This is a genomic window from Mycobacterium conspicuum, from assembly GCF_010730195.1.
Classification (GTDB): domain Bacteria; phylum Actinomycetota; class Actinomycetes; order Mycobacteriales; family Mycobacteriaceae; genus Mycobacterium; species Mycobacterium conspicuum.
The window spans coordinates 3,097,215-3,118,429 of record NZ_AP022613.1 but is presented as its reverse complement, the minus strand read 5'-3'; the positions used below and the strand labels follow the sequence as shown (position 1 = coordinate 3,118,429).

Below are 21,215 nucleotides of genomic sequence, written 5' to 3'. Positions count from 1 at the left end.
AATTCTCCCGGGTTTATTTCGCCACGCTCGCGGCCTCCGTTGCGGCAATTGTCGCGGCAACCGTTTTGACCCTCGCCGCCTCGGGCACGGCCACCGCGGCCGGCTCCTGCCCGACCGCAGCACCGCCGAGCGGCGGGACGCCTGACTGGACGCTGCCCGGTACCACCGGCAGCGTCGCGGTAACCGGATCCACGGATACCACCGCTCCGCTCGTGAACGTAACGACGCCGTTCAGCGTCACCCAGACCCAGGTGCACACGCTGCACGCCGGGGATGGCCCGGTGGTTCCGGGCACGGCCCGGGTTTCGGTCTGCTACATGGGCGTCAACGGGCGCGACGGGTCGGTATTCGACAGCAGCTATGCACGCGGCGCCCCGGTTGCGTTCTCGCTTGACGGAGTCGTGCCGGGCTTCCAAAAGGCCATCACCGGGCAAAAGGTCGGGTCGACGGTGGCCGTGGCGATGACCCCCGCCGACGGCTACCCCGACGGTCAGGCCAGCGCGGGAATCCGGCCGGGCGACTCCCTCATCTTCGCGATCAAGATCCTCAGCGCCTCGAGCTGAGCGACGCCGGAAGCAGCCGAACGCCGAGCGCATCCGTCGCCGTCGTGACGCTCGCCAGCCGAGCGGTCACCGTCGTGCCGAGATTCCCGCGCCCCTCGGGTGAGCCGCCGGGCAGCAAAGCCACTGCGGGAGAACCTTCGGCCCGATAACGTACCCCCGAAGGAGGGGGTGGGCGGTTGATTGGAGTGGCTCGGCGCGCGGGCGCCGGATTGGCCGTCGTGGGTACGGCGCTGGTGCTGCCCGCGTGCGGTTCGATGGGCACACCCGCGTCGTCGTCGTCCAGCGCCGACGTGGTGACCACGGTTGCGGGTGGTGACACCTGCCAACGGCGGGTCGGTCCCAACGACGGGACACCTGACTTCTATCGGCAGCAGTACGCCGACGGCTTGGCGGATCCCCTCGAGGCGAGACTCCAGACGTACGGTTCGGCGACTGCGTCCGGTGATCCGCACCGCATCGGCGACGTCGCGGCCGCGCTCGACACCGACATTCGGGCCGACGCGCGCCTGGTGAACGTCCCACGGCTGTACGGCTGCTACGACCAGGCGGTGTTGACGCGTCTGCAGGACGCGACGGAAGCGTTCGCGACCACGCTCGATGCCCTGTCCTGCGCCGCGGCCGACATGTGCAACAGAAGGCAGGCCGAGGTGCCCGGCCTTGTCGCGCGGGCGGCACCCCAGGAACGAAGCTACGTCGAGGCCCTCGATGCCTATGCCGCCCAGTTCGGCGGGGAGCAGCTCCCGGTGCCGGGTGCGGCGGCCGGGTCGAAAGTCAGGCGCGTTTAGTCACAGCGCGTCGCGCACCCGTCCCCGCGCTCGGTCGAGCCGGACCGCGGCCTCGGCGGGATCGACTCCCGCGAGCAGCGCGACGATCGCGGTCTTGGCGTGACCGCCCGCGGCGGCGAGCGCGGCGGTTGCCGTGTGCTCGTCGACGCCGGCCGCGTCGCGAACGATCCGTACCGCCCTCCGGCGCAGCTTGGCGTTGGTCACGCGCACGTCGACCATTCGCGGCCCGTAGGCCCTGCCGAGGGCGATCATCACGCTCGTCGAGAGCGCGTTGAGCACCACCTTTTGCGCGGTGCCCGCGGTCAGCCGCGTGGACCCGGCGAGCACCTCGGGCCCGGTCAGCAGTTCGATGACCACGTCGGCGGACGCCTCGCTGCCCGCGTTGTTGACGATGGCGACGGTGAGCGCGCCGGCCGTGCGCGCGTGCTCGAGTGCCCCCAGCACATACGGTGTGCGGCCCGACGCCGTGATCCCGACGAGCGCGTCGGCCGCGGTCAGGTCGGCGAGATCCGCCGGGTCGAACGTGTCCTCGGCGCCCTCGATCGCCGTGGTCAGCGCCGCGGGTCCCCCGGCGATGACGCCGCGCACCGCGTCGGTGCCGAACGTCGGCGCGCACTCGGCCGCGTCGAGCACCCCGAGCCGCCCGGGCGTGCCGGCGCCGGCGTAGATCAGGCGCCCGCCGCGCTGCAGCCGCGCGGCGATCGCCTCGGCCGCTTCAGCGATCCGCGGGACCGCGGCGACCACCGCGGCGTGCGCCTCACCCTCGGCGGCGACCAGCAGGGCGACGATCTCGCCGATGGGCCGGGCGTCGAGGTCGTCCAGGTTTGGTCGGGCGGCCTCGGTGGCGAGCGTGTCGAGCCCGGGCGAGGCGGTAGCCGCTTGCCCGCGGATCAGGTGCGGCTCGTGGATCGCACCCAGTCGCAGCGCGCCGTCGAGCGCGTCACCGGCGGCCGGCAGGACGTCGAGTCGTGCGCGCAGCGCCGCATTCCCGGCCAGCCCGCCCACCATGGCGATCGGACCATCCCCCAGCGCGCGGACGGTCGCGGCGAGCGCCTCGGCGGCCGCGTTGACGATCGCCGCCGCCGCGGCGTCGTCGTGCGCGGCGAGGACGTCGGGCGCGAAGGACGCCGCCGCCGGGACTCCGGTGGCGCCGTTCAATTGCGCGGGCCAGGTCTTTGGGGCGCCGAAGCGGGCGCGGGCGGCGTCGAGCAGCGTGGTCATCGGGCCGCGGCCGTCGTGGGCGCGCAGCGCCGCGCGTAGCCCGGCGGCGCCGATCCAGGCGCCGCCACCCTCGTCGCCCAGCCACGGGCCCCATCCGTCGGCGGTACGCAGGGTGCCGTCCGGGCCGATCGCGAGCGCCACGACCCCAGTGCCAGCGACCAGCACGACGCCGGGTTTGCCGTCCAGTGCCCCGGCGTGCGCGAGCACGGCGTCGCTGGTCACCGTGACGCGCTCGACCCGCAGCCGCACCAGCAGCGCATCGCCCAGCGCGCGCGCCGCGTCCGGCGCGGCCAGCGCGCCGGCGGCGCCCACGATCACCTCGTTGACGGGGTCGAATTCCCGCGCGACGGCCAGGATCGCGGCCAGGGCGGCGGGCATGCCGCCGGGCGTCGCGAGCCCCGGCGCGCCCGGCCCGTCGGCCCGGCGGCCGTGCGCGGCGGCTCGGCAGGACGTCTTGCCGAGGTCGACGGCGAGGATCACCGCACCCATCTTGCAGGGTCTGCATGCTGCGCGTTAGCGAGATCTTCGGATAAAGGCCAGACGAGACCGTAAGCTCAGTACCCGAATTTCACGGGATCCTCGTCGAGGACTTTTCGGTTGGGACATTCGCCCGCCCCGGCGATTTATGTCCGAACTGATGATTGAAGGGAAACCGGCAGTGAATGAGCCAGCCACCGCGGCAATAGAGCCTCGCACCGAATCGGTGGCGAGCCCGGTTTTGGGTGGGTGGCTCCCGGGCACGGCGCCCGCGGCATTCGCACCGCAAGACATCGCGCACATCCTGCAATACGTGCGCCATCCGATTCACGTGGTCCGAGAGGCGGCAACCGGACATTTGGGGCTTGCCATGGGAGGACGCCTCGTCGGCGCCGGCGAGTCCGATATCGCAATCGTGGGGACGCTGCCGCCGATATACCCGGAGTGGTTGGGTGACCGTGAATTCTGCGAGGCACACGGGACTCGTTTTCCTTATGTCACCGGAGCCATGGCCAACGGCATCGCGACGCCCGCCCTGGTGGCGACGATGGCCGAGGCCGGGATGCTGGGCTTCTTCGGTGCGGGCGGGCTTTCGTATGCCGCCGTAGAGGCCGGCCTGGCCGACATTCAGGCGAGGTTGGCGGGCAGAACCGACGTCGCCTGGGGCGCAAACCTGATCCACTCCCCCAACGAAGTTGCGCTCGAGACCCGCGTCGCCGAGCTGTTCATCGCGAGAGATGTCCGCACCGTCGAGGCGTCGGCGTTCCTGAAACTCACCCCAGCCGTCGTGCACTACGCGTTGTCGGGCCTGTCGACCGATCCGGCCGGCGCGATCATCCGCAAGAACCACGTCATGGCGAAGGTCTCGCGCCCCGAGATCGCTCGCCTGTTTATGGAGCCGGCGCCCGCGGCCTTGGTCTCGGCGCTGCAAGAGTCCGGCAAGCTCACCGCTCGCGAGGCCGAACTTTCCCGACACGTGCCGTTGGCCGAGGACATCACCGTGGAGGCCGACAGCGGCGGGCACACCGACAACCGCCCGCTGCAGGCGATCCTCTCCGAACTCGTGCTGCTGCGCGACAAGCTGGCGCAACAGCACAACCTGAACAGCCGCGTGCGCGTCGGCGCCGGCGGCGGGATGAGTACGCCCACATCGGTCGCCGGCGCGTTCGCAATGGGGGCGGCCTATGTGGTGACGGGCTCGGTGAACCAAGCCTGCGTCGAGTCGGGGCTGTCACCGCAGGCACGCGAAATGCTGGCCAAGGCGGGGGTGGCGGACGTGATGATGGCCCCCGCTTCCGACATGTTCGAGATGGGCGTGAACCTGCAGGTGCTGAAGCGCGGCTCCATGTTCGGGCCGCGCGCGAAAAAGCTCTACGAGTGGTACGCCGGCAACCCGGACCTCGCCACCGTAGTAGGCAAGCACGGCGCGGAGCTGGAAAAAATTCTCGGCAAGACTGTCGCCGAGGTCTGGGCCGAGACGCAGCAGTTCTGGCAGGAGCGTGACCCAGCGGTGCTCGAACTCGCGACCCGGGACCCGAAGTACCAGATGGGACTGGTGTTCCGGTGGTACCTCGGCCTGTCGAGCCGCTGGGCGATCGACGGCGAATCCGATCGAGTCATGGACTACCAGATTTGGTGTGGTCCGTCGATGGGGGCCTTCAACGGTTGGGTGGCGGGCAGTTTCCTCGAGCAACCCGAGCACCGCAACGTCGACCAGGTGGCCCTGAATCTGCTCGAAGGCGCCGCTCAGATCAGCCGGGCCCAGCAGGCCCGCACGTGCGGTGTGCCCGTCCCGGCGAGCGCATTCCGCTACGTGCCTCGCCCGTTGTCCTTGTAGGCATTTACCCAAGCGTCATTACTTGCGCCGACCCGGCAAGCGCGACTGCAACCCGGAAGATGGCCCAGCCTTTTCGCGCCGCGTCAGCTCAGGCGCGTGCTTATAACGGGCGCGTGTGCCGCACTTAAATAGCAACCACTGCCGACGCCATGACATTGACCGACGCTCAATGATACGGGCCTGCGCTGACCGACCGCGGCCGACGCGCCGCACGACAACCTCGGTGTTTACCGTTGGTCTGCCGGACATTAATCTTCGCGAAGCGGGCTTGGCCGGGAAACCGGTTATCTCTCATCGATTGAAACTAGGTGAAATGACTACTTGTATTAATCGCCGCCAAAATAATGTGGCTGAAAATGGCGATAATATTTGCCGCAGTGCGAATTCACTTAATGCATAAAATTGCCCTCGGCGGTGCCCGGCCGATGCGGCAGACTTTGCCACGACTTAACGATCGTCGACGCTGAGCACGTCCGCTGAAGTGCGATTACTGGCCAGTAAACTGGCAAGTAAACTAGCGGGTCATGGCAGGGCTCTAAATCCGATGATCGGTATTGACAAACCGTCAGTAGAGAACCGGCCGCTCTGATATCGTCCGTTCCGTCGAGCGTTAGACCCGTCTCGGGGCTGATCAATGCGGTAATACATCGGCGGTCAGCCTTTGGCATGACGTAGGTTTGGCGCCCGATGTTGTTTGCCTACGCCTCGCAGAGGAGACCGATGGTATCCAAGCTTCCGCCTGTGGCCGTCGTCGGTGTGAGCGCGCTATTTCCGGGGTCCCCCGAAGCCGAGCGCTTCTGGCGCAACATCGTCGATGGCGTCGACCTGTTCTCTGAGGTTCCGGCGTCGCATTGGGGCATCGACGACTACTACGACCCCTCTCCGTCCGCGCCGGGCATCAAGGTCTATGCAACTCGCGGCGGATTCTTGCCCACGATCGATTTCGCGCCGATGGACTTCGGAATCCCGCCGAACGTGGTGCCCGCGACCGACACCGCCCAACTGCTGGGGTTGCGGGTCGCCCAGCAAGTGTTGGAGGACGCCGCAGGCGGTGACATTTCTCGGATTGATCGTGAGCGGATCAGCGTAATTCTGGGCGCCTCCGGCGGTACCGAGATGACGACCTACATGGCCGGCAGCCTGCACCAGCCGGTCTGGGAGCGGGGGCTGCGCGCGGCCGGTCTCTCCGGGCCCGAGCTCGCGGCCTTCAGTGAGACCGTTGCGTCTGGCTACACGCCGTGGCAGGAAAACACCTTCCCCGGACTTCTCGGCAACGTGATATCCGGACGGATCGCCAACCGCTTCGATCTGGGCGGCACGAATTGCGTGATCGACGCGGCGTGTGCCAGCTCCCTGGCCGCGCTCGAGGCCGGGCTCAATGAGTTGTACCTCGGCAAGTCGGACATGGTGATCGCCGGCGGCGTCGATGCCTTCAACGACATCTTGATGTTCATGTGCTTCGCCAAGGTCACCGCGCTCTCCCCGACGGGTGACTGCCGGCCGTTCTCCGACCAGTCCGACGGCACCATGCTCGGCGAAGGGCTCGCGATGCTGGCGCTCAGGCGCCTCGATGACGCCGAACGCGACGGGGACCGGATCTACGCGGTGATCCGCGGCCTCGGCACATCGTCGGATGGCCGCGCCAAGAGCATCTACGCGCCAAGCCCGCTCGGCCAGGCCAAAGCGCTTCGCCGCGCGTATGAGGCTGCCGGCTACGGTCCGGAAACGGTGGGCCTCGTCGAAGCGCACGGCACCGGGACCAAAGCCGGTGATGTCGCCGAGTTCACCGCGCTGCGCGAGGTCTTCGACGAATCCGGGCGTGCCGATCGCCAGTGGTGTGCGCTCGGTTCGGTCAAGTCTCAGGTCGGGCACACCAAGGGTGCGGCGGGGGCTGCCGGCCTGTTCAAGGCCGTGATGGCGTTGCACCACAAGGCGTTGCCGCCGACGATCAAAATCGATCGGCCCAACCCCGCACTCCAAATCGAGCAGACCCCGTTCTACCTGTCGACGAAGGCCAAGCCGTGGATCGCCGACAACGGCGTCCCGAGGCGCGCATCGGTTAGTTCGTTTGGCTTCGGCGGCACCAACTTTCATGTCACGGTCGAGGAGTACACCGGCGCCGGCAAGCGCGCCTGGCGGTACCGGTCCTGGGATTCCGAGCTGGTTGTGCTCGGTGGCCCGTCGGCGTCGGACCTTGCCGATCAAGCCGCGCGCCTGTCGGCATCACTGGTCGACAGTCCCGACATGCTCAGCTACCTGGCGCGTAGCACGCAATCGGGGTACGACGCGGCGCAGCCGCACCGCCTGGCCGTTGTCGCCGACGACGTTTCGAGTCTGCGCGCGGCGCTCGACGAACTCGCGGAGCAGCTCGCCAAACCCGATGTCGCGCCGTCGATCAGCTCGCCCAAAGGCTATTTCTATTCGGCACAACCGTCCGGCCCGGTCGCCCTGCTGTTTCCCGGTCAGGGCAGCCAGTACGTCGGCATGGGCTCAGACATCCCGCAGCTCTACGAGTCCGCGCTGTCGCCCTGGGAAGCCGCTCGGGCGGAGAGCCTGAACGCCGATCGCGACCTGCACCAAGTTGTCTGGCCGAAGACGGCATTCACCGATGACGAACGTGCCCAGCAGGCAGCCGAATTGACCAAGACCGAGTGGGCGCAACCGGGTATCGGCGCGCACAGCTTGAGCCTCCTGTCGGTGATCCGCGCCCTGGGCATTGCGCCGGTCGCCGTCGGTGGGCACAGCTTCGGAGAGGTCAGCGCGCTATGCGCCGCCGGCGTTTTCAGCGACGAGGCCGCGTTGCTGATCGCTCGGGCGCGTGGCGCGTTGATGGCCCAGGCGGCAACCAGCAGCGACGGGGCGATGTGTGCGGTGACCGCACCCGTGGACTGGGTCCGCAAGGGGATTGCGGACTGGGGCCTTTCGGTGGTGATCGCCAACCACAACGCTCCCGAGCAGTTCGTGCTATCGGGTGAGCGCGCGGCCATCGACGAGGCCCTACAACGATTCAGCGCGGCCGGTGTGAATGCGCGCCACCTCGATGTCGCTACTGCCTTTCATTCCGACATCGTCAGCTCGGCAGTCGGCCCGTTTGCCGAGTTCCTCGCCGGTATCCCGTTTGACACGCCGACGGTGCCGGTCTACGCCAATGCCACGGCCGCGCCCTACCCGGGTGGCGGCCAGGAAATGCGGACCACGCTTGCCAGCCAGATCGCCGAGCCGGTGCGCTTCGTCGAACAGATTCAGGCGATGTGGCAGGCCGGTGCACGCACCTTCATCGAGGTCGGCCCCGGCAGCGTGCTGACCAATCTGGTCCGCAAATGCCTTGCCGACCAAGAGCATTCCGCGGTGTCGCTGGACGCCAAGGGCCGCAACGGCATTCGATCGCTGTGGCTCGGACTGGCTCAGCTGGTAGCCGCCGGCGTCCCGATGAATTTCGAGGGCCTGTGGTCGGACTACCGCCTCGGCGACGACCCGCGAAACCGAGAGAAGCCGAAGCTGACTCTGAAGATCAATGGATCCAACTATGGAAGACCGCAACTCAACGACGAGCCCGTGCTCAGGCCGACCGAAAACACCCCAACCGTCGATCGCAGTGGCCACGACAACGGACACAGGACCGCATCGGAGACCAAATTGATGCCAGCCGAACCAATCCCAGCTCTGCCCCGCGTAAACGGGACGGCATCGCCTGCCGCGCCGGCCGCGGCCGCCGCGTTCAACGGCAACGGCGCTCATGCCGCGCCGCCCTCGGGCACGCTCAACATCAGCGCCGAGGTGGTGACCGAGATGATCGCCGCGCTGGGAACCCTGCAGCAGGCGGTCGGCCAATTACAAGGACACCTGCAAGGTCTGCTGTCCGGAGCCAGCCCGGCCGCGGTAGCCCCGGTGGCGTCGCCGCCGGCAGCACCGCCGGCGACGCAGAACGGCACGCCGGCAATGCCCGCCCCGCCGCCAGCCCCGACCGCCTCCACCCGCGCGACGGTGCTGCCCGCACCGCCGCAGGCCCCGGTCGTCTCCATTGGCGGACCGGCGGTGCCGGCACCGCCGGTCGCGGCACCCGCTGCGGTCTCGGTGGGTGGGGATTTGGTTTCGCCGATGCTTGAGGTGGTTGCCGAGAAGACGGGTTATCCCGTTGAGATGCTGGATCTTTCGATGGCGCTTGAGGCTGATTTGGGTATTGATTCGATCAAGCGTGTGGAGATTTTGTCGGCGGTGCAGGATCGGGTTCCGGGTTTGCCTGATGTGGAGACGGCGACGATGGCGGCGTTGGTGACGTTGCAGGAGATCGTCGACTACTTGCAGTCGCTGGTGGGTCCGGCGGTCACCAATGGCGCGTCGGCCGCGCCGGTGGCGGCGCCGGTGGCGGTGCCTGCTGCGGTCTCGGTGGGTGGGGATTTGGTTGCGCCGATGCTTGAGGTGGTTGCCGAGAAGACGGGTTATCCCGTTGAGATGCTGGATCTTTCGATGGCGCTTGAGGCTGATTTGGGTATTGATTCGATCAAGCGTGTGGAGATTTTGTCGGCGGTGCAGGATCGGGTTCCGGGTTTGCCTGATGTGGAGACGGCGACGATGGCGGCGTTGGTGACGTTGCAGGAGATCGTCGACTACTTGCAGTCGCTGGTGGGTCCGGCGGTCACCAATGGCGCGTCGGCCGCGCCGGTGGCGGCGCCGGTGGCGGTGCCTGCTGCGGTCTCGGTGGGTGCGGATTTGGTTGCGCCGATGCTTGAGGTGGTTGCCGAGAAGACGGGTTATCCCGTTGAGATGCTGGATCTTTCGATGGCGCTTGAGGCTGATTTGGGTATTGATTCGATCAAGCGTGTGGAGATTTTGTCGGCGGTGCAGGATCGGGTTCCGGGTTTGCCTGATGTGGAGACGGCGACGATGGCGGCGTTGGTGACGTTGCAGGAGATCGTCGACTACTTGCAATCGCTGATCGGCCCGGCCGCCAACGGCGCACCGCCGACGCCGCAACCGCCACCATCCCCGGCCAACTCGAACGGCACGCCGGTAGGTGATTGCGTCCCTTTTGAGTTGGCCGGAGCAGCGATCGCCCGTCACGCGATGCGTGCGGCAGCTGCTCCGGCAAGCGGGATGGGGATGCCCGGTCTGCACACCGCCGTCACTGTGGAGGTCGTGGGAACCCGGGACGCCGAGGACGCCATCGCGGACGCGCTGGCCGCGATCCTGCGCACGCACGGTGTCGCCGCCACCGTCGTGGCCGAGCCCAGCGCCGATGCCGAGGCGGTGATCCACCTCGGTGGTCTGCGGCGAACCACCCGCCGCGACGACGCGTTGGCCCTGAACCGGGTGGTCTTTGCCGATGCGCAACGCCTGGCGGCGAAGTTCCAGGACCGCGGCGGGGTATTCATCACCGTCCAGGACACCGGTGGCACGTTCGGTCTGCTGACCGACCCCGGTGAGCGCGCTTGGGCAGGCGGCATCGCCGCCCTCGCCAAGACCGCCGCACAAGAGTGGCCGACCGCCGAGGTCAAAGCGATCGATATCGCCGTCGGCCAACGGTCCCCCAGCGCCGTCGCGGAAAGCCTCGCTGAGGAGATATTGGCCGGCGGGCTGGAACTGGAAGTCGGTGTGGGCAGCACGCACGGCCGGGTCACCCTCGTCGCTGACGCGCGGCAGGTGACGACGCGCAACCGTCGCATCGACCAGCGCGACGTGATCGTCGTGTCGGGTGGAGGCCGTGGCGTCACCGCCGCGTCGGTGATCGCCCTGGCCAAGGAAACCCAGGCCAGCTTCGTCCTGATCGGACGCACGGAACTCGGCGACGAGCCCGCCGAGGCGCACGGGCTGTCGACCGATGCCGAACTCAAGCGGGCGCTGCTCACCGCCGCCGCGGCGCACGGCGTCAAGCCCACCCCCAAAGAGCTGGAACAGCGGGTGCAGCGCATCCTGGCCGACCGCGAGGTGCGTGCCACCCTGGCCGCCCTGACCGAGGCCGGCTCGCGGGTCCGCTACACCGCAGCCGACGTGCGCGACGCGTCGCAACTCGGGGCCCTGCTCGACGGCGTGCGAGCCGAGTTCGGGCCCATCACGGGCGTGGTGCACGGCGCCGGCGTCTTGGCCGACGCCCCATTGCACAAGAAGACGCTGGACGGATTCGACCGCGTCTTCGAGACCAAGGTGGGCGGGCTGTGTGCACTGCTGGACGCGACGGCCGCCGATCCGCTGAAGCTGGTCTGCCTGTTCTCGTCGGTGGCCGCGCGCAGTGGCAACGTCGGACAAAGCGACTACGCCATGGCCAACGAGATCCTCAACAAGGTCGCCCTGGCCGAGCAGGCCCGTCGCGGCCCGGGCTGCCTGGTGCGGGCATTGGGTTGGGGGCCATGGGATTCCGGCATGGTCACGCCCGGCCTTAAGGCGATGTTCGAGGCCCGTGGCATCGCGCTGATTCCGCTCGCCGACGGCGCGCAGGCCTTCGTCCGAGAGGTGCTGGACGGGCACGTCGACAGTCCCGAGGTGATCCTCGGCGAGGGCGTGCTCGCCGGATTGCCGACCCACCCGCTGCCCGCCGCAGGCCGCGTCGCGCGGGTGGTTGCGCACGTGACGCGGCAGCCCTACCTGGTTGACCACCGCATCCAGGGCAACGTCGTCCTTCCGGTGGTGCAAGCGCTGAAATGGTTCGTGCGAATGGCCGAGGCCTGTCGGCCCGGGCACCGTGTCGAACGCGTACTCGACCTCAGGGTGCTGCGCGGCGTGACGTTGCACGACTTCGAACAACACGGTGACGCGATGCTGGTGCGCTGCGCGCCGGCAGACGATCATCAACATCGGCTGACGTGCACGCTGTACGACCTCTCCGAACAGTCCGCGTATTACTCCGCGACCGTCGAAATGGGTTCGGGCTCAACCACTGAACCAGCCCACCCGCCGTCCGTCTCCGTCGCGCCGCTCGGCGGCCGCCAGCTCGACCGCGACGCGTGCTATACCGGCGGCGCGCTCTTCCACGGCCCTGCGTTCCAGGTTCTGAAGGGCGTCGACTGCCGGGATTCGAGCGCCACCGCGTCGTTGCACGGACTGATGACGGCGGGCTGGCAGGGCGAAGGCTGGGCCACCGATCCCGCGGCGCTCGACGGCTGCTTGCAAGCGGCATTGGTATGGAGTTTCGACCAGCTCGGCCGCAAGGTGCTGCCGTTGCGGGTCGGCGAGGTCGTGCGGTACCGGGCCGGCGCGCTGGGTGACGGGCTGCGCTGTGAGCTCTCGAACGGCGAAGCCAAGAACAACCGGGCCGTTTGCGACCTGGACCTGCTCGACGCCGAAAACCTTTTGGTGGCCAGCTTCAAACGACTCGAGTTGTATCCCTACGGCGGCTGAGGCGTCGTGAATTTCGAGCCCATTGCGATCGTCGGTCAGGGCTGCGTCCTTCCCGGCGGGCTGAACCCCGACGAGCTGTGGAAGACGGTGCGCGATAGCCGCGACGCGCTCGGCTCGGCGCGGCCGGATTATTGGGGGGTCTCCCCCGCGCGCGTTCTGCAAGACCAGCCGGACGCGCCGTACCTCGACCACACCTGGTCTGATCGCGGCGGCTATGTGCGCGGCTTTGACGACGTTTTCGATCCCGGCGGTCTGTTGCTCGACGCCGACGAATTCGACGGCCTCGACCCGCTGTACCTGTGGGTGGTCGAGTCGGCCCGCCAGGCGGTGCACAGCGCCGGCTGGAGCGCTGGTGCCGTCCCGGGCTCGGCCGGGGTTGTTCTCGGCAACCTGAGCTATCCCACGAAGACGATGACCGACCTCGCCGAAAAGGTCTGGCGCGGTACCGAACACGGGATCGACTGGCGAAATCGGTTCATGTCCGGCCTGCCGGCCCACCTCGTCGCCAACGCACTGGGATTGACCGCCGGCGCCACCGCCCTCGACGCCGCATGCGCCTCCTCCCTGTACGCCATCAAGCTGGCGTGCGATCGACTGCACGACCGCACCGCGGACGTCATGCTGGCGGGCGGCGTCAACGGCGCCAGCGACCTGCTGCTCCACGTCGGCTTCAGTGCCTTGCAGGCATTGAGCCGCACGGGCCGATCGCGCCCCTTCCACCAAGGCGCCGACGGATTGGTCCCGGCCGAGGGCGCTGCCGTTCTGGTGCTGCGCAGGTTGGAAGACGCAATCGCCGATGATAACGGCATCTTGGGCGTCATCCGGGGAATCGGCCTCAGCAACGACGGCCGCGGACGGGGTCTGCTGGTCCCGTCACAAGAGGGTCAAGAGCGCGCGATGCGGCTCGCCTACGAAATGGCCGGGCTCCAGCCGCGCGACATCTCCCTCGTCGAGTGCCACGCCACGGGAACCTCACGCGGCGACCTGACCGAACTGATGAGCATGACAAGTATCTTCGCCGGCCTGGCGGACATACCCATCGGATCGCTGAAATCCAATCTGGGACACTCGATCACGGCCTCCGGCGCCGCGGGTGCCATCAAGGTGCTGGCGGCGATGCGTGCGGGCGTGCGTCCCCCGACGCTGCACGTCGACGATCCACTGCCCTTCATCGCCGACTCGCCGTTCCGTCTGCTCACCGCGCCCGAACCGTGGGAATGCGACGGGCCACGCCGCGCCGCGATCAACAACTTCGGCTTCGGCGGCAACAACGCCCACCTGCTGCTCGAAGAGTGGATCGCGCCTACCGACCAGCGCGAAACTCCGCCGAGATGGCCGACGCCCACACCCGCGGCCGCCGACGGCATCGCGATCGTGGGACTTAGCCTCTTGGTGGGTGACGGATGCGAAACCGCTTCCGTCGCAGACCATCTGAAGGCCGGCCAGCCGATCCTCGGGGAGGGCAGCAGTGGCACCCTCGGGGCGCGGATGGCCCAGGTGCGTCTCGACCTGACCCATACCCGTTTTCCGCCGGCCGATCTCAAGCAGACCCAGCCCCAGCAACTCGCCCTGCTGGGCGCGGCCCTCAACATCGACGAGCTGATCAAGCGGCTGCCGCCGGACAGAACCAGCGTCATCGTCGGCATGGGTTGCGACGCCGAAGTGACGCGATTCGGCGTGCGCTGGCGACTGGCCGACGAGGTCGACGACCCCGAGGCGCTGGACGCGGCGCGCGATGATGTCGTCCACGGCTGGTCCACCGCCGGCGTGGTGGGCGCCATGCCGAACATTGTGGCCAATCGGTTGAACAGCCAATTCGATTTGCGCGGGCCAAGTTTCACGGTATCCAGGGAGGAGCTGTCCGGGACCACGGCCCTCGAGCTGGCCGCGCGGGCGTTACGGCGAGGCGAAATCGACGCGGCGGTCGTCGGGGCGGTCGATCTCAGCTGCGAACCGGTCCACGAAGCGGCGGCACGCGCGTTGCTCCGACCCGACGAGCAGCTACCCGGTGACGCCGCGGTTGTGCTCGTGCTCAAACGCGCCGCCGACGCCCGGCGTGACGGCGACAGGACGCTGGCCACCCTGCCCGCCGATCAGACACATCGGGGAGAGTGCCTGCACCTGGGCACCGCGCCCGGCGCGTTGAACCTCTCCCCGCTGCTGGGCCACGCCCACGCCGCATCGGGGCTGCTGCACGTCGCCGCCGGCGTGCTCTACGGGCTACTGGACGTTTGGCCCGACGGCGAACCGTGGACAGCGCAGCAGCGGGCGGTCGTCGTCGCGCTGCACGCGTTGGCCGGCCAGGAACAACACCTCGTGCTGGTGCCACCGGTCGCCGGACGCCGCGACGCCGACGAGCTGGTCGCGCTGCTGTCCCCGGTCGCCCCAAGCCAAACGCGGAAACCCGCGCTGTTGCATTTCCCGGCGCACCTTCCCGCGGTCAGGCTCCCGAATCACGTTGTGGCTGAGGCAGATTACGCAGCGGAGCCGGTACCGGTGTCCGTCGGGGTCGCCAGCGCCGCCGATCCGCCACCGGTGCCGATCCGCACGGACGCACCGAGATACCCGACCAGGACCCCCGGAGTGGAGCAGTCAATGACACACTTGCCGGTTCCGCCAGCCCTACCCAAAGTGGCGGAGGCGTTGGCACGAGTTCCGCTGGGTGACGAGCTGGCCGAGCGGACGCCGCCGGAGCCGCTGTCGCTCGGTGTCGACCTCGACCGTCGAAAGGCAAGCGCCACAACGGCGCACACTCCCAAGGCCAACGGCGCCGCCGCAGTCCCTGAGAAACCGAAGGCGCCACCGCAGAATGCGCCGAGCGGCCCGAAACCGCGGGCGCACAGCGACGTCAAAAAGGTCGACTATTTCCCGGACGGGGGTGCCTACCGGACAATCCAACCCGCCCGGCCCGCCGACAAACAACTTCCCACGCCGACGGTCAAGCGCGACCCGGTGGGTCTAACGCTCGACAAGGCCGGCCTGGCCGTGCATGCCTCGGGCAAGATTTCGGAGATCTACGGCCCGGCATTCGCCATCCAGGATGACTACGCCCGACAGGTACGGATGCCCGAACCTCCACTGTTGCTGGCGGATCGGCTGCTAGGCATCGACGCCGAACCGGGCAAGGCCGGCAAGGGGACGCTGTGGACCGAAACCGATGTCACCGCCGACGCATGGTGGCTGCATCAGGGACGGATGCCGGCCGGGATCATGATCGAAGCCGGGCAGGCCGACCTCATGCTCATCTCCTGGATGGGTGCGGACTTCGCCAACAAGAGCGATCGCGTCTACCGCCTGCTCGGCTGCGAGGTGACCTACCTGGGTGGCCTGCCCGAAATCGGTGACACCCTACGCTTCGACATCCACGTCGACGGCCACGCCCGCCAAGGCGCCATCCGCATGTTCTTCTTTCACTACGACTGCACCATCGACGGCGTAGAGCGGATGTCGATGCGCAACGGGCAGGCCGGCTTCTTCTCCGACGAAGAACTGGCGGCGTCGGGCGGAATCCTGTGGCGCCCCGAGGATGAGACGGTCGACGGCCCGATGGACCCCACGCCGGCGCAAACGGCGCGCACCTCGCTTCAGCGCGCCGATCTGGAGGCCATGGCCGCCGGCGACATCTTCCGCACCTTTGGCCCCGGCTTCGAGCGCGCGGCCAGCCACACCCGCCCGCCGATCATCTCCGGCGGCGACATGTTGTTCGTCGACGAGGTCACCCAGCTGGACTTCACCGGTGGCCCCTGGAGCCGGGGCTATCTACGCGCCGTCTCGCACGTGACCCCCGAAACCTGGTATTTCGAAGGTCATTTCAAAAACGACCCCTGCATGCCCGGCACCCTGATGTTCGAGGGCACGATGCAGACGATGGCGATCTACATGACCGCCATCGGCATGACCATCGGGTGCGACGGCTGGCGCTTCGAGCCGGTGCCGTTCGAGACGTACAAACTGGTCTGCCGCGGACAGGTCACGCCGCAATCACGCGAGGTGGTCTACGAGGTCTTCGTGCGCGAGGTCATCGCCGGGCCCGAGCCCACGCTGTTCGCCGACCTGCTCGTCACCGTCGACGGGCTGCCCGCTTTCCATTGCAGGCGAATGGGATTGCGGCTCTCGCCCGGCTGTCCGATGGACATGGGCCTGCGCGAGCTGGCGGGCCACGTCGAACCCAAGCCCGTCGCCGAGGGCCACGGAGTCAAGTTCGACCTCACCGCGATGCTCGCCTGCGCCGTCGGCAAGCCGTCTTTGGCGGTCGGACCACTGTACGAGAAGTTCGACACCCACCGCAGGGTCGCCCGGCTCCCCGGGCCGCCGTATCACTTCATGTCCCGGGTCACCGAGGTCGTCGGCGAGCTCGGTGTTCCGCAGGCCGGCACGTCCGTCGTCGCCGAGTACGACGTCCCCAGCGACGCCTGGTATTTCGCCGAGAACAAGGGCGCAAACGGAAAGTTGACGATGCCCAACGCGGTCCTGATGGAGATCGCGCTGCAGCCGTGCGGCTGGGTCGGCGCCTACGCCGGATGCCCGCTGGACTTCGACGTCGACCTGTTCTTCCGCAACCTCGACGGCACCGGAGTGCAGCACCGCGAGATCACGCCCTCGACCGGAACCCTGCGGATCAGGGCCACGCTGAACAACATCGCCCAGGCCGGCGGAACCATCATTGCGACCTTCGACGGCGAGATCTCCGATGCCGAAGGACCCGTCTACACCTTCGACACCGTGTTCGGCTACTTCCGCCTCGAAGCGTTGCAGCAGCAGGTGGGCCTGCCGGTCAGCGCCGAGCAGCGTGCCCTGCTGGAGATGCCTTGTGCGGCACCGGTTATCGACCTGCGCGCCCGCCCGACGGAATTCTTCGGCCCCGGGGCCCGGCTGGCCGATCCGATGCTGTTGATGATGGACCGGGTTACCGGTCGCTGGCCCACCGACGGAGCCGCCGGGCTGGGCCGGTGGCGCGGCGTCAAGGACGTCGATCCCGACGAGTGGTTCTTCAAGGCCCACTTCTACCGGGACCCGGTACAGCCCGGCTCCTTGGGCATCGAGATGCTGCTCCAACTCCTGCAATTCGCGATGCTCGATCTCGGCTTGGGCAAGGAGATGGGCCCGACGGCGCGCTTCGAGCCGGTGGCGCTGCATGACCCGATCACCTGGCGGTACCGCGGTCAGATCGTGCCGACCAACAAACGGATCACGGCGCAAATCGAGATCACCCGCATGCAGCGCGACACCGACAGCATCCTGGCCGTGGCCGAAGCTTCGCTGTGGAACGACGGAATCCGGATCTACAGCGCGACCAACCTCGGCATGCGCATCACGCGCGATGCGGCAGAGTCGCCGGTCGAATCCTGCTCGACCACGGTTGAGTCCGAGGTGGCCGCGGCGACGACGCTGGAGACGACCCTCGATCCCACCCGGGACACCTGGATCGTCGACCACTGCCCCTCGTATGTAATCCCGGCGCTGCCAATGATGTCGGTGCTCGACCTGTTCGCGCAGGCCGGCGCTCGTGCCCTAGAACACGCCCCGGCCAAGGTTGTCGAAATCGCCGACCTGCGGCTGCTTCGCTGGATCGTCGTCGATTCGCCGACGAAGCTGCGGGTAATCGTCGAACCCACCGAGCCTGGGCGTTTTGCCGGTCGCGTGGAGGTGTGGCGTGACGCACGCCGAGCGGAGTTCTCGCGCTGGGAGACACACGCGCAGGCGGTGATCGTCACGGCGGACGGCTACGCCGGTGAACCGGCAGCCCCTGCCCCGTTGAAAGACGCGATCCCGTATGCCAACCCGTATGACGGCACGGTGTTCCACGGTCCCGCGTTTGCGACCCTGATGGACGGCGCCCGGATAGGCCGCAACGGTTCGTCAGGCACGCTTGCGGTCGACCGCTGCCAGGTTCCGGTCGGCGAGCAACACCCCGGCCTGCTCGACGGCGCGTTCCACATCGTTCCGCACACCGCGATGAACGTATGGACTTGCAACAGCGGGGCCAGTCCGGATGTCGCGTCCTATATCGACGCCGCGGACCCGACCGTCGGATTCCCGCATCGCGTCGTGTGGGCGCGGTTCTACCGCGACGCCCCCGTGAACGGGACCGTCGACGTCGAAACCCGGTTTGTCGGGTTCGACGACACCGAGGGTCGTATGCCGATCGTCGACCTGTGGCTCGGCGCCGCGGGGCAGCCCTGGGCGTACCTCCGCGTGGTCGAAATCCTGTTGGACAAGGGACCCCTCGCTGCGGTCAGCGGCCCCAAGCGGCGCGCGTTTGTCGGTGAGCGACGCGCGGTGCCCGGCGTCTCGTTGAGCGATCGGGTAAGCCACGGGGTGGTCACACTCGATTCCGCGCGCGCGGCCACCCAGGAATGGTTCAAGGGCACCTTGAAAGCGGTGTACGACACCGACAGCCACGGGGATGCGCTGATCGCCGACATTGCGATCAAAGAGGCGGTCGCGGACGCGGCCCACGGCGCGATCCACCCCGCACGGGTTCAGGTTGTCGACGGTGAGGTGAGCTGCCCGGTGCTGCCGTTGGAGCGCATCTCCGTCGAGCTGGAGCAATTGGATTCGCGCGCATGCCGCGCAAGCGCGTCGCTGCACACGGATTGGCAACCGATGCGCAGCTGGCACAACGACAAGCTGGGCATGCAGCAGGGCGGATTCGGAGACCTGTTGCTGTGGGCCCTGTTGTCGCGCTTTGTCAGGCACATCATCGTTACCGATCCCGCCGCGATGGCGGCGATTCGCGGGCGCCCGGTGCTATTGCTAGGCAACCACCAGGTGCAGATCGAGTCGATTCTCGGCACGTCGGTCGCATCCTGGGTGACCGGCACGCAGGTTGCCACGGTTGCCCATGCCAAGCACGAAAAGCGTTGGGTCGGTGGTCTTTTACGGCTGGTGGACGCCGTGACGGGCAGCGAGCTGGGGCGGTTCATCCGCTACTTCGACCAGCAGAATCCACGACAGTTCATCGGCCTGGTCAAAGACATGAAGGGCGATGTCGTCAACCACGGCCTGTCGGCGATGGTGCACGCCGACGGAACGCGATATGTCCGTTCCGGCCAGCGCGTCGCAAGGCTCACCTCCACGCTGTTGGATATGGCGGTGGACCTGTCGATGCCGATCGTGCCGTTGTACTTCGCCGGAGGCCTGCCCGAGGAACCGTTGGCCGCCAAGCTCGAGGTGCCCTATCGCCAAGCGGCGCAGGACTACATCTTCGGTCGGCCGATCATGCCCGAAGAATTGACCGCGCTGCTGTACCTGGATCGTCGGCGCCACGTCATCGACGCGATCAACGCCCTGGCGCCGTTCAGTGATGCGCCGCACCAGCCCAATTACGCGGCGGAGGACCGAATCAATGCCGCCTTTCCCGGCGCGTCGCCGCTGGAGTCGATCTGGGGATGCATCGAAGATGCCCTGGATGCCCTACCCGTGGACTGGCGGGCGACGATCGGCGCCGACGAATGGACCGCGGCCCGATCGGCCCCACAGCACACCACCGCCTAGTCGAGACCATTGACGCTGGCGGAAAACGAGTCGACCGACGCGCCGACGCTGCCGCTCCACGGCTCGAAGCCCGCCTGGATGCTGGTGAGGTACCACGAATCTGTCACCGGCTCAATGGTTTCGGTGTTGTCGACGAAGCCCATCACGTCGAAATTGTTCCAGGTGGTGATCGGTGAGTTCGCGACGTAGGAGACGACGTTGTTCTGGCCGTTGCTGCCTTCCCACACGGTGAAGCTCTTTCCGTCGATCGTGCTGGTGCCCACCACGGAGCCGACCGGCTGGATGGGCCCGGTGTGGTTGAACCAGATCATGATCTCCTGTTGGTTGACACCGGTGGTGATGGGCGTTGGGTTCAGCCAGATGTCGTAGGAGGCGTCATACGTCCCGCTGGTGGGGTACGTGTACGTGATGCTGCTGGTTGCGGATTGGATCTGGCCGAGCTGTTCGGGCAGCGGGCTGCCCGGCGAACCGGTGCCGTAGTGGTAGCCCAGGTAGACCGATGGGTATCCGAGCGGGGCGCCGTTGGTTGGGGCCGAACCGTTTTCGGTGGTGATGGTGAACCCGGTGCCGCTGACGGTGATTGCTTGCCCGCCGGGGTTGTTCCACGCGTTGTTCTGGACCACGTAAGCGTTTTGGATCGTCGTCGTTCCGTACTGGTCGGTGATGACGATCCCGCCCGGGGGCGGCGGTGGCGGCGGTGGTGGCGGCGGCGACGTGGCGCCGGTCTGGCCATCGCTGCCCGGTTGGCCGAACAGGCCCGCCTTTCCGCCCGTACCACCCAGGCCGGGGGCGCCGCCGTTGGCTGCCCCGCCATTGCCGCCGTCGCCGCCGTTGCCAAGCAGGAGGCCGCCCCTGCCCCCGGAGCCGCCCGAGCCCCCGGGAGCCCCGGCCCCGCCGGCTCCGCCATGCCCGCCATTTCCGATCAAGCCGGCGTCGCCGCCGGCCCCGCCGTCCTGGCCTGGCCCACCGGCGGCGCCGCTGCCCCCGTTCCCGTACAGCCACCCGCCGTCGGCGCCCCGGCCGCCGGCGACCGTCGCATCGGCGCCATTGCCGATTAACGGCCGCCCCGTCAGCGCCTCGGCGGGGGCATTCAGCACACCGAGCACGTTGTGGGCTTCGGTCGCCGCATACGATTTCGCACCTGCGGCCAACGCCTGGACGAATTGGGCGTGAAATTCGTCCGCTTGGGCGGTCACGGCATGAAATTGCCTCGCGTGGGTGGTGAGGAATGCTGTGATCGCCGCCGACACCTCGTCGGCACCCGCGGTTACCAGCGCCGTCGTCGGGCCGGCCGCGGTGATTCGGGCGCCGCTGAGCGTCGAGCCGATGCCGGCGATGTCGGCGGTCGCCGCTGCCAGCGTTTCCGGCGCGACCATCACATACGGCATGCCCAGCCCCTCGATTACGGGTTTATAACGGCCCGATCACGGACTTATCACGACACCGAAAAGCCTAGCAATCGTGGATTGCCATGAATTCGCAATGGCGAAATTCGTTGTCAGA

At 67.9% G+C, this 21,215-nt stretch carries 7 protein-coding genes and 1 pseudogene; 5 read left to right on the top strand and 3 right to left on the bottom strand.

The window, feature by feature from the left end; translation table 11 throughout:
• The first annotated feature begins 47 nt into the window (after window positions 1-47).
• Together G6N66_RS14525 and G6N66_RS14520 are read left to right on the top strand one after the other, a co-directional pair.
• On the top strand, window positions 48-563 hold the full coding sequence (locus G6N66_RS14525) for an FKBP-type peptidyl-prolyl cis-trans isomerase (RefSeq protein WP_232079510.1): 516 nt from the start codon (window positions 48-50) through the stop codon (window positions 561-563).
• Window positions 564-748: 185 nt separating this feature from the next.
• On the top strand, window positions 749-1,348 hold the full coding sequence (locus G6N66_RS14520) for a hypothetical protein (protein WP_085232816.1): 600 nt from the start codon (window positions 749-751) through the stop codon (window positions 1,346-1,348).
• Here the strand turns inward: G6N66_RS14520 and G6N66_RS30265 are convergent, their stop codons facing one another.
• Both G6N66_RS30265 and G6N66_RS30260 read right to left on the bottom strand, forming a co-directional pair.
• The gene (locus G6N66_RS30265) at window positions 1,349-2,239 is read right to left on the bottom strand and encodes an N-acetylmuramic acid 6-phosphate etherase (RefSeq protein WP_332107699.1); all 891 of its coding nucleotides are present in this window, start codon (window positions 2,237-2,239) and stop codon (window positions 1,349-1,351) included.
• Window positions 2,240-2,323: 84 nt separating this feature from the next.
• Window positions 2,324-2,947, bottom strand: a pseudogene (locus G6N66_RS30260) (BadF/BadG/BcrA/BcrD ATPase family protein); the annotation flags it as partial.
• 280 nt (window positions 2,948-3,227) lie between these two features.
• Here G6N66_RS30260 and G6N66_RS14510 point away from each other — a divergent pair.
• The 3 genes from G6N66_RS14510 to G6N66_RS14500 all read left to right on the top strand — a co-directional run bounded on the left by G6N66_RS14510 (window position 3,228) and on the right by G6N66_RS14500 (window position 19,712).
• Window positions 3,228-4,883, top strand: coding sequence for a PfaD family polyunsaturated fatty acid/polyketide biosynthesis protein (locus tag G6N66_RS14510; RefSeq protein ID WP_197747041.1), 1,656 nt, complete (start codon window positions 3,228-3,230; stop codon window positions 4,881-4,883).
• A gap of 741 nt (window positions 4,884-5,624) precedes the next feature.
• Window positions 5,625-12,215, top strand: a complete 6,591-nt coding sequence (locus tag G6N66_RS14505; protein WP_232079307.1) for a type I polyketide synthase — start codon at window positions 5,625-5,627, stop codon at window positions 12,213-12,215.
• Window positions 12,216-12,221: 6 nt separating this feature from the next.
• Window positions 12,222-19,712, top strand: coding sequence for a beta-ketoacyl synthase N-terminal-like domain-containing protein (locus G6N66_RS14500; protein WP_085232813.1), 7,491 nt, complete (start codon window positions 12,222-12,224; stop codon window positions 19,710-19,712).
• Here the strand turns inward: G6N66_RS14500 and G6N66_RS14495 are convergent.
• Window positions 19,709-21,100: a GH12 family glycosyl hydrolase domain-containing protein gene (locus tag G6N66_RS14495; RefSeq protein ID WP_163645848.1), complete on the bottom strand. Its 1,392-nt coding sequence runs from the start codon at window positions 21,098-21,100 to the stop codon at window positions 19,709-19,711. The two genes, G6N66_RS14500 and G6N66_RS14495, sit on opposite strands and share 4 nt — an antisense overlap.
• Between the last annotated feature and the right edge of the window lie 115 nt (window positions 21,101-21,215).

Coding starts and splice junctions, on each gene's coding strand:
- G6N66_RS14495 (WP_163645848.1), bottom strand. CDS start 21,100: ATGCCGTATGTGATGGTCGCGCCGGAAACGCTGGCAGCGGCGACCGCC.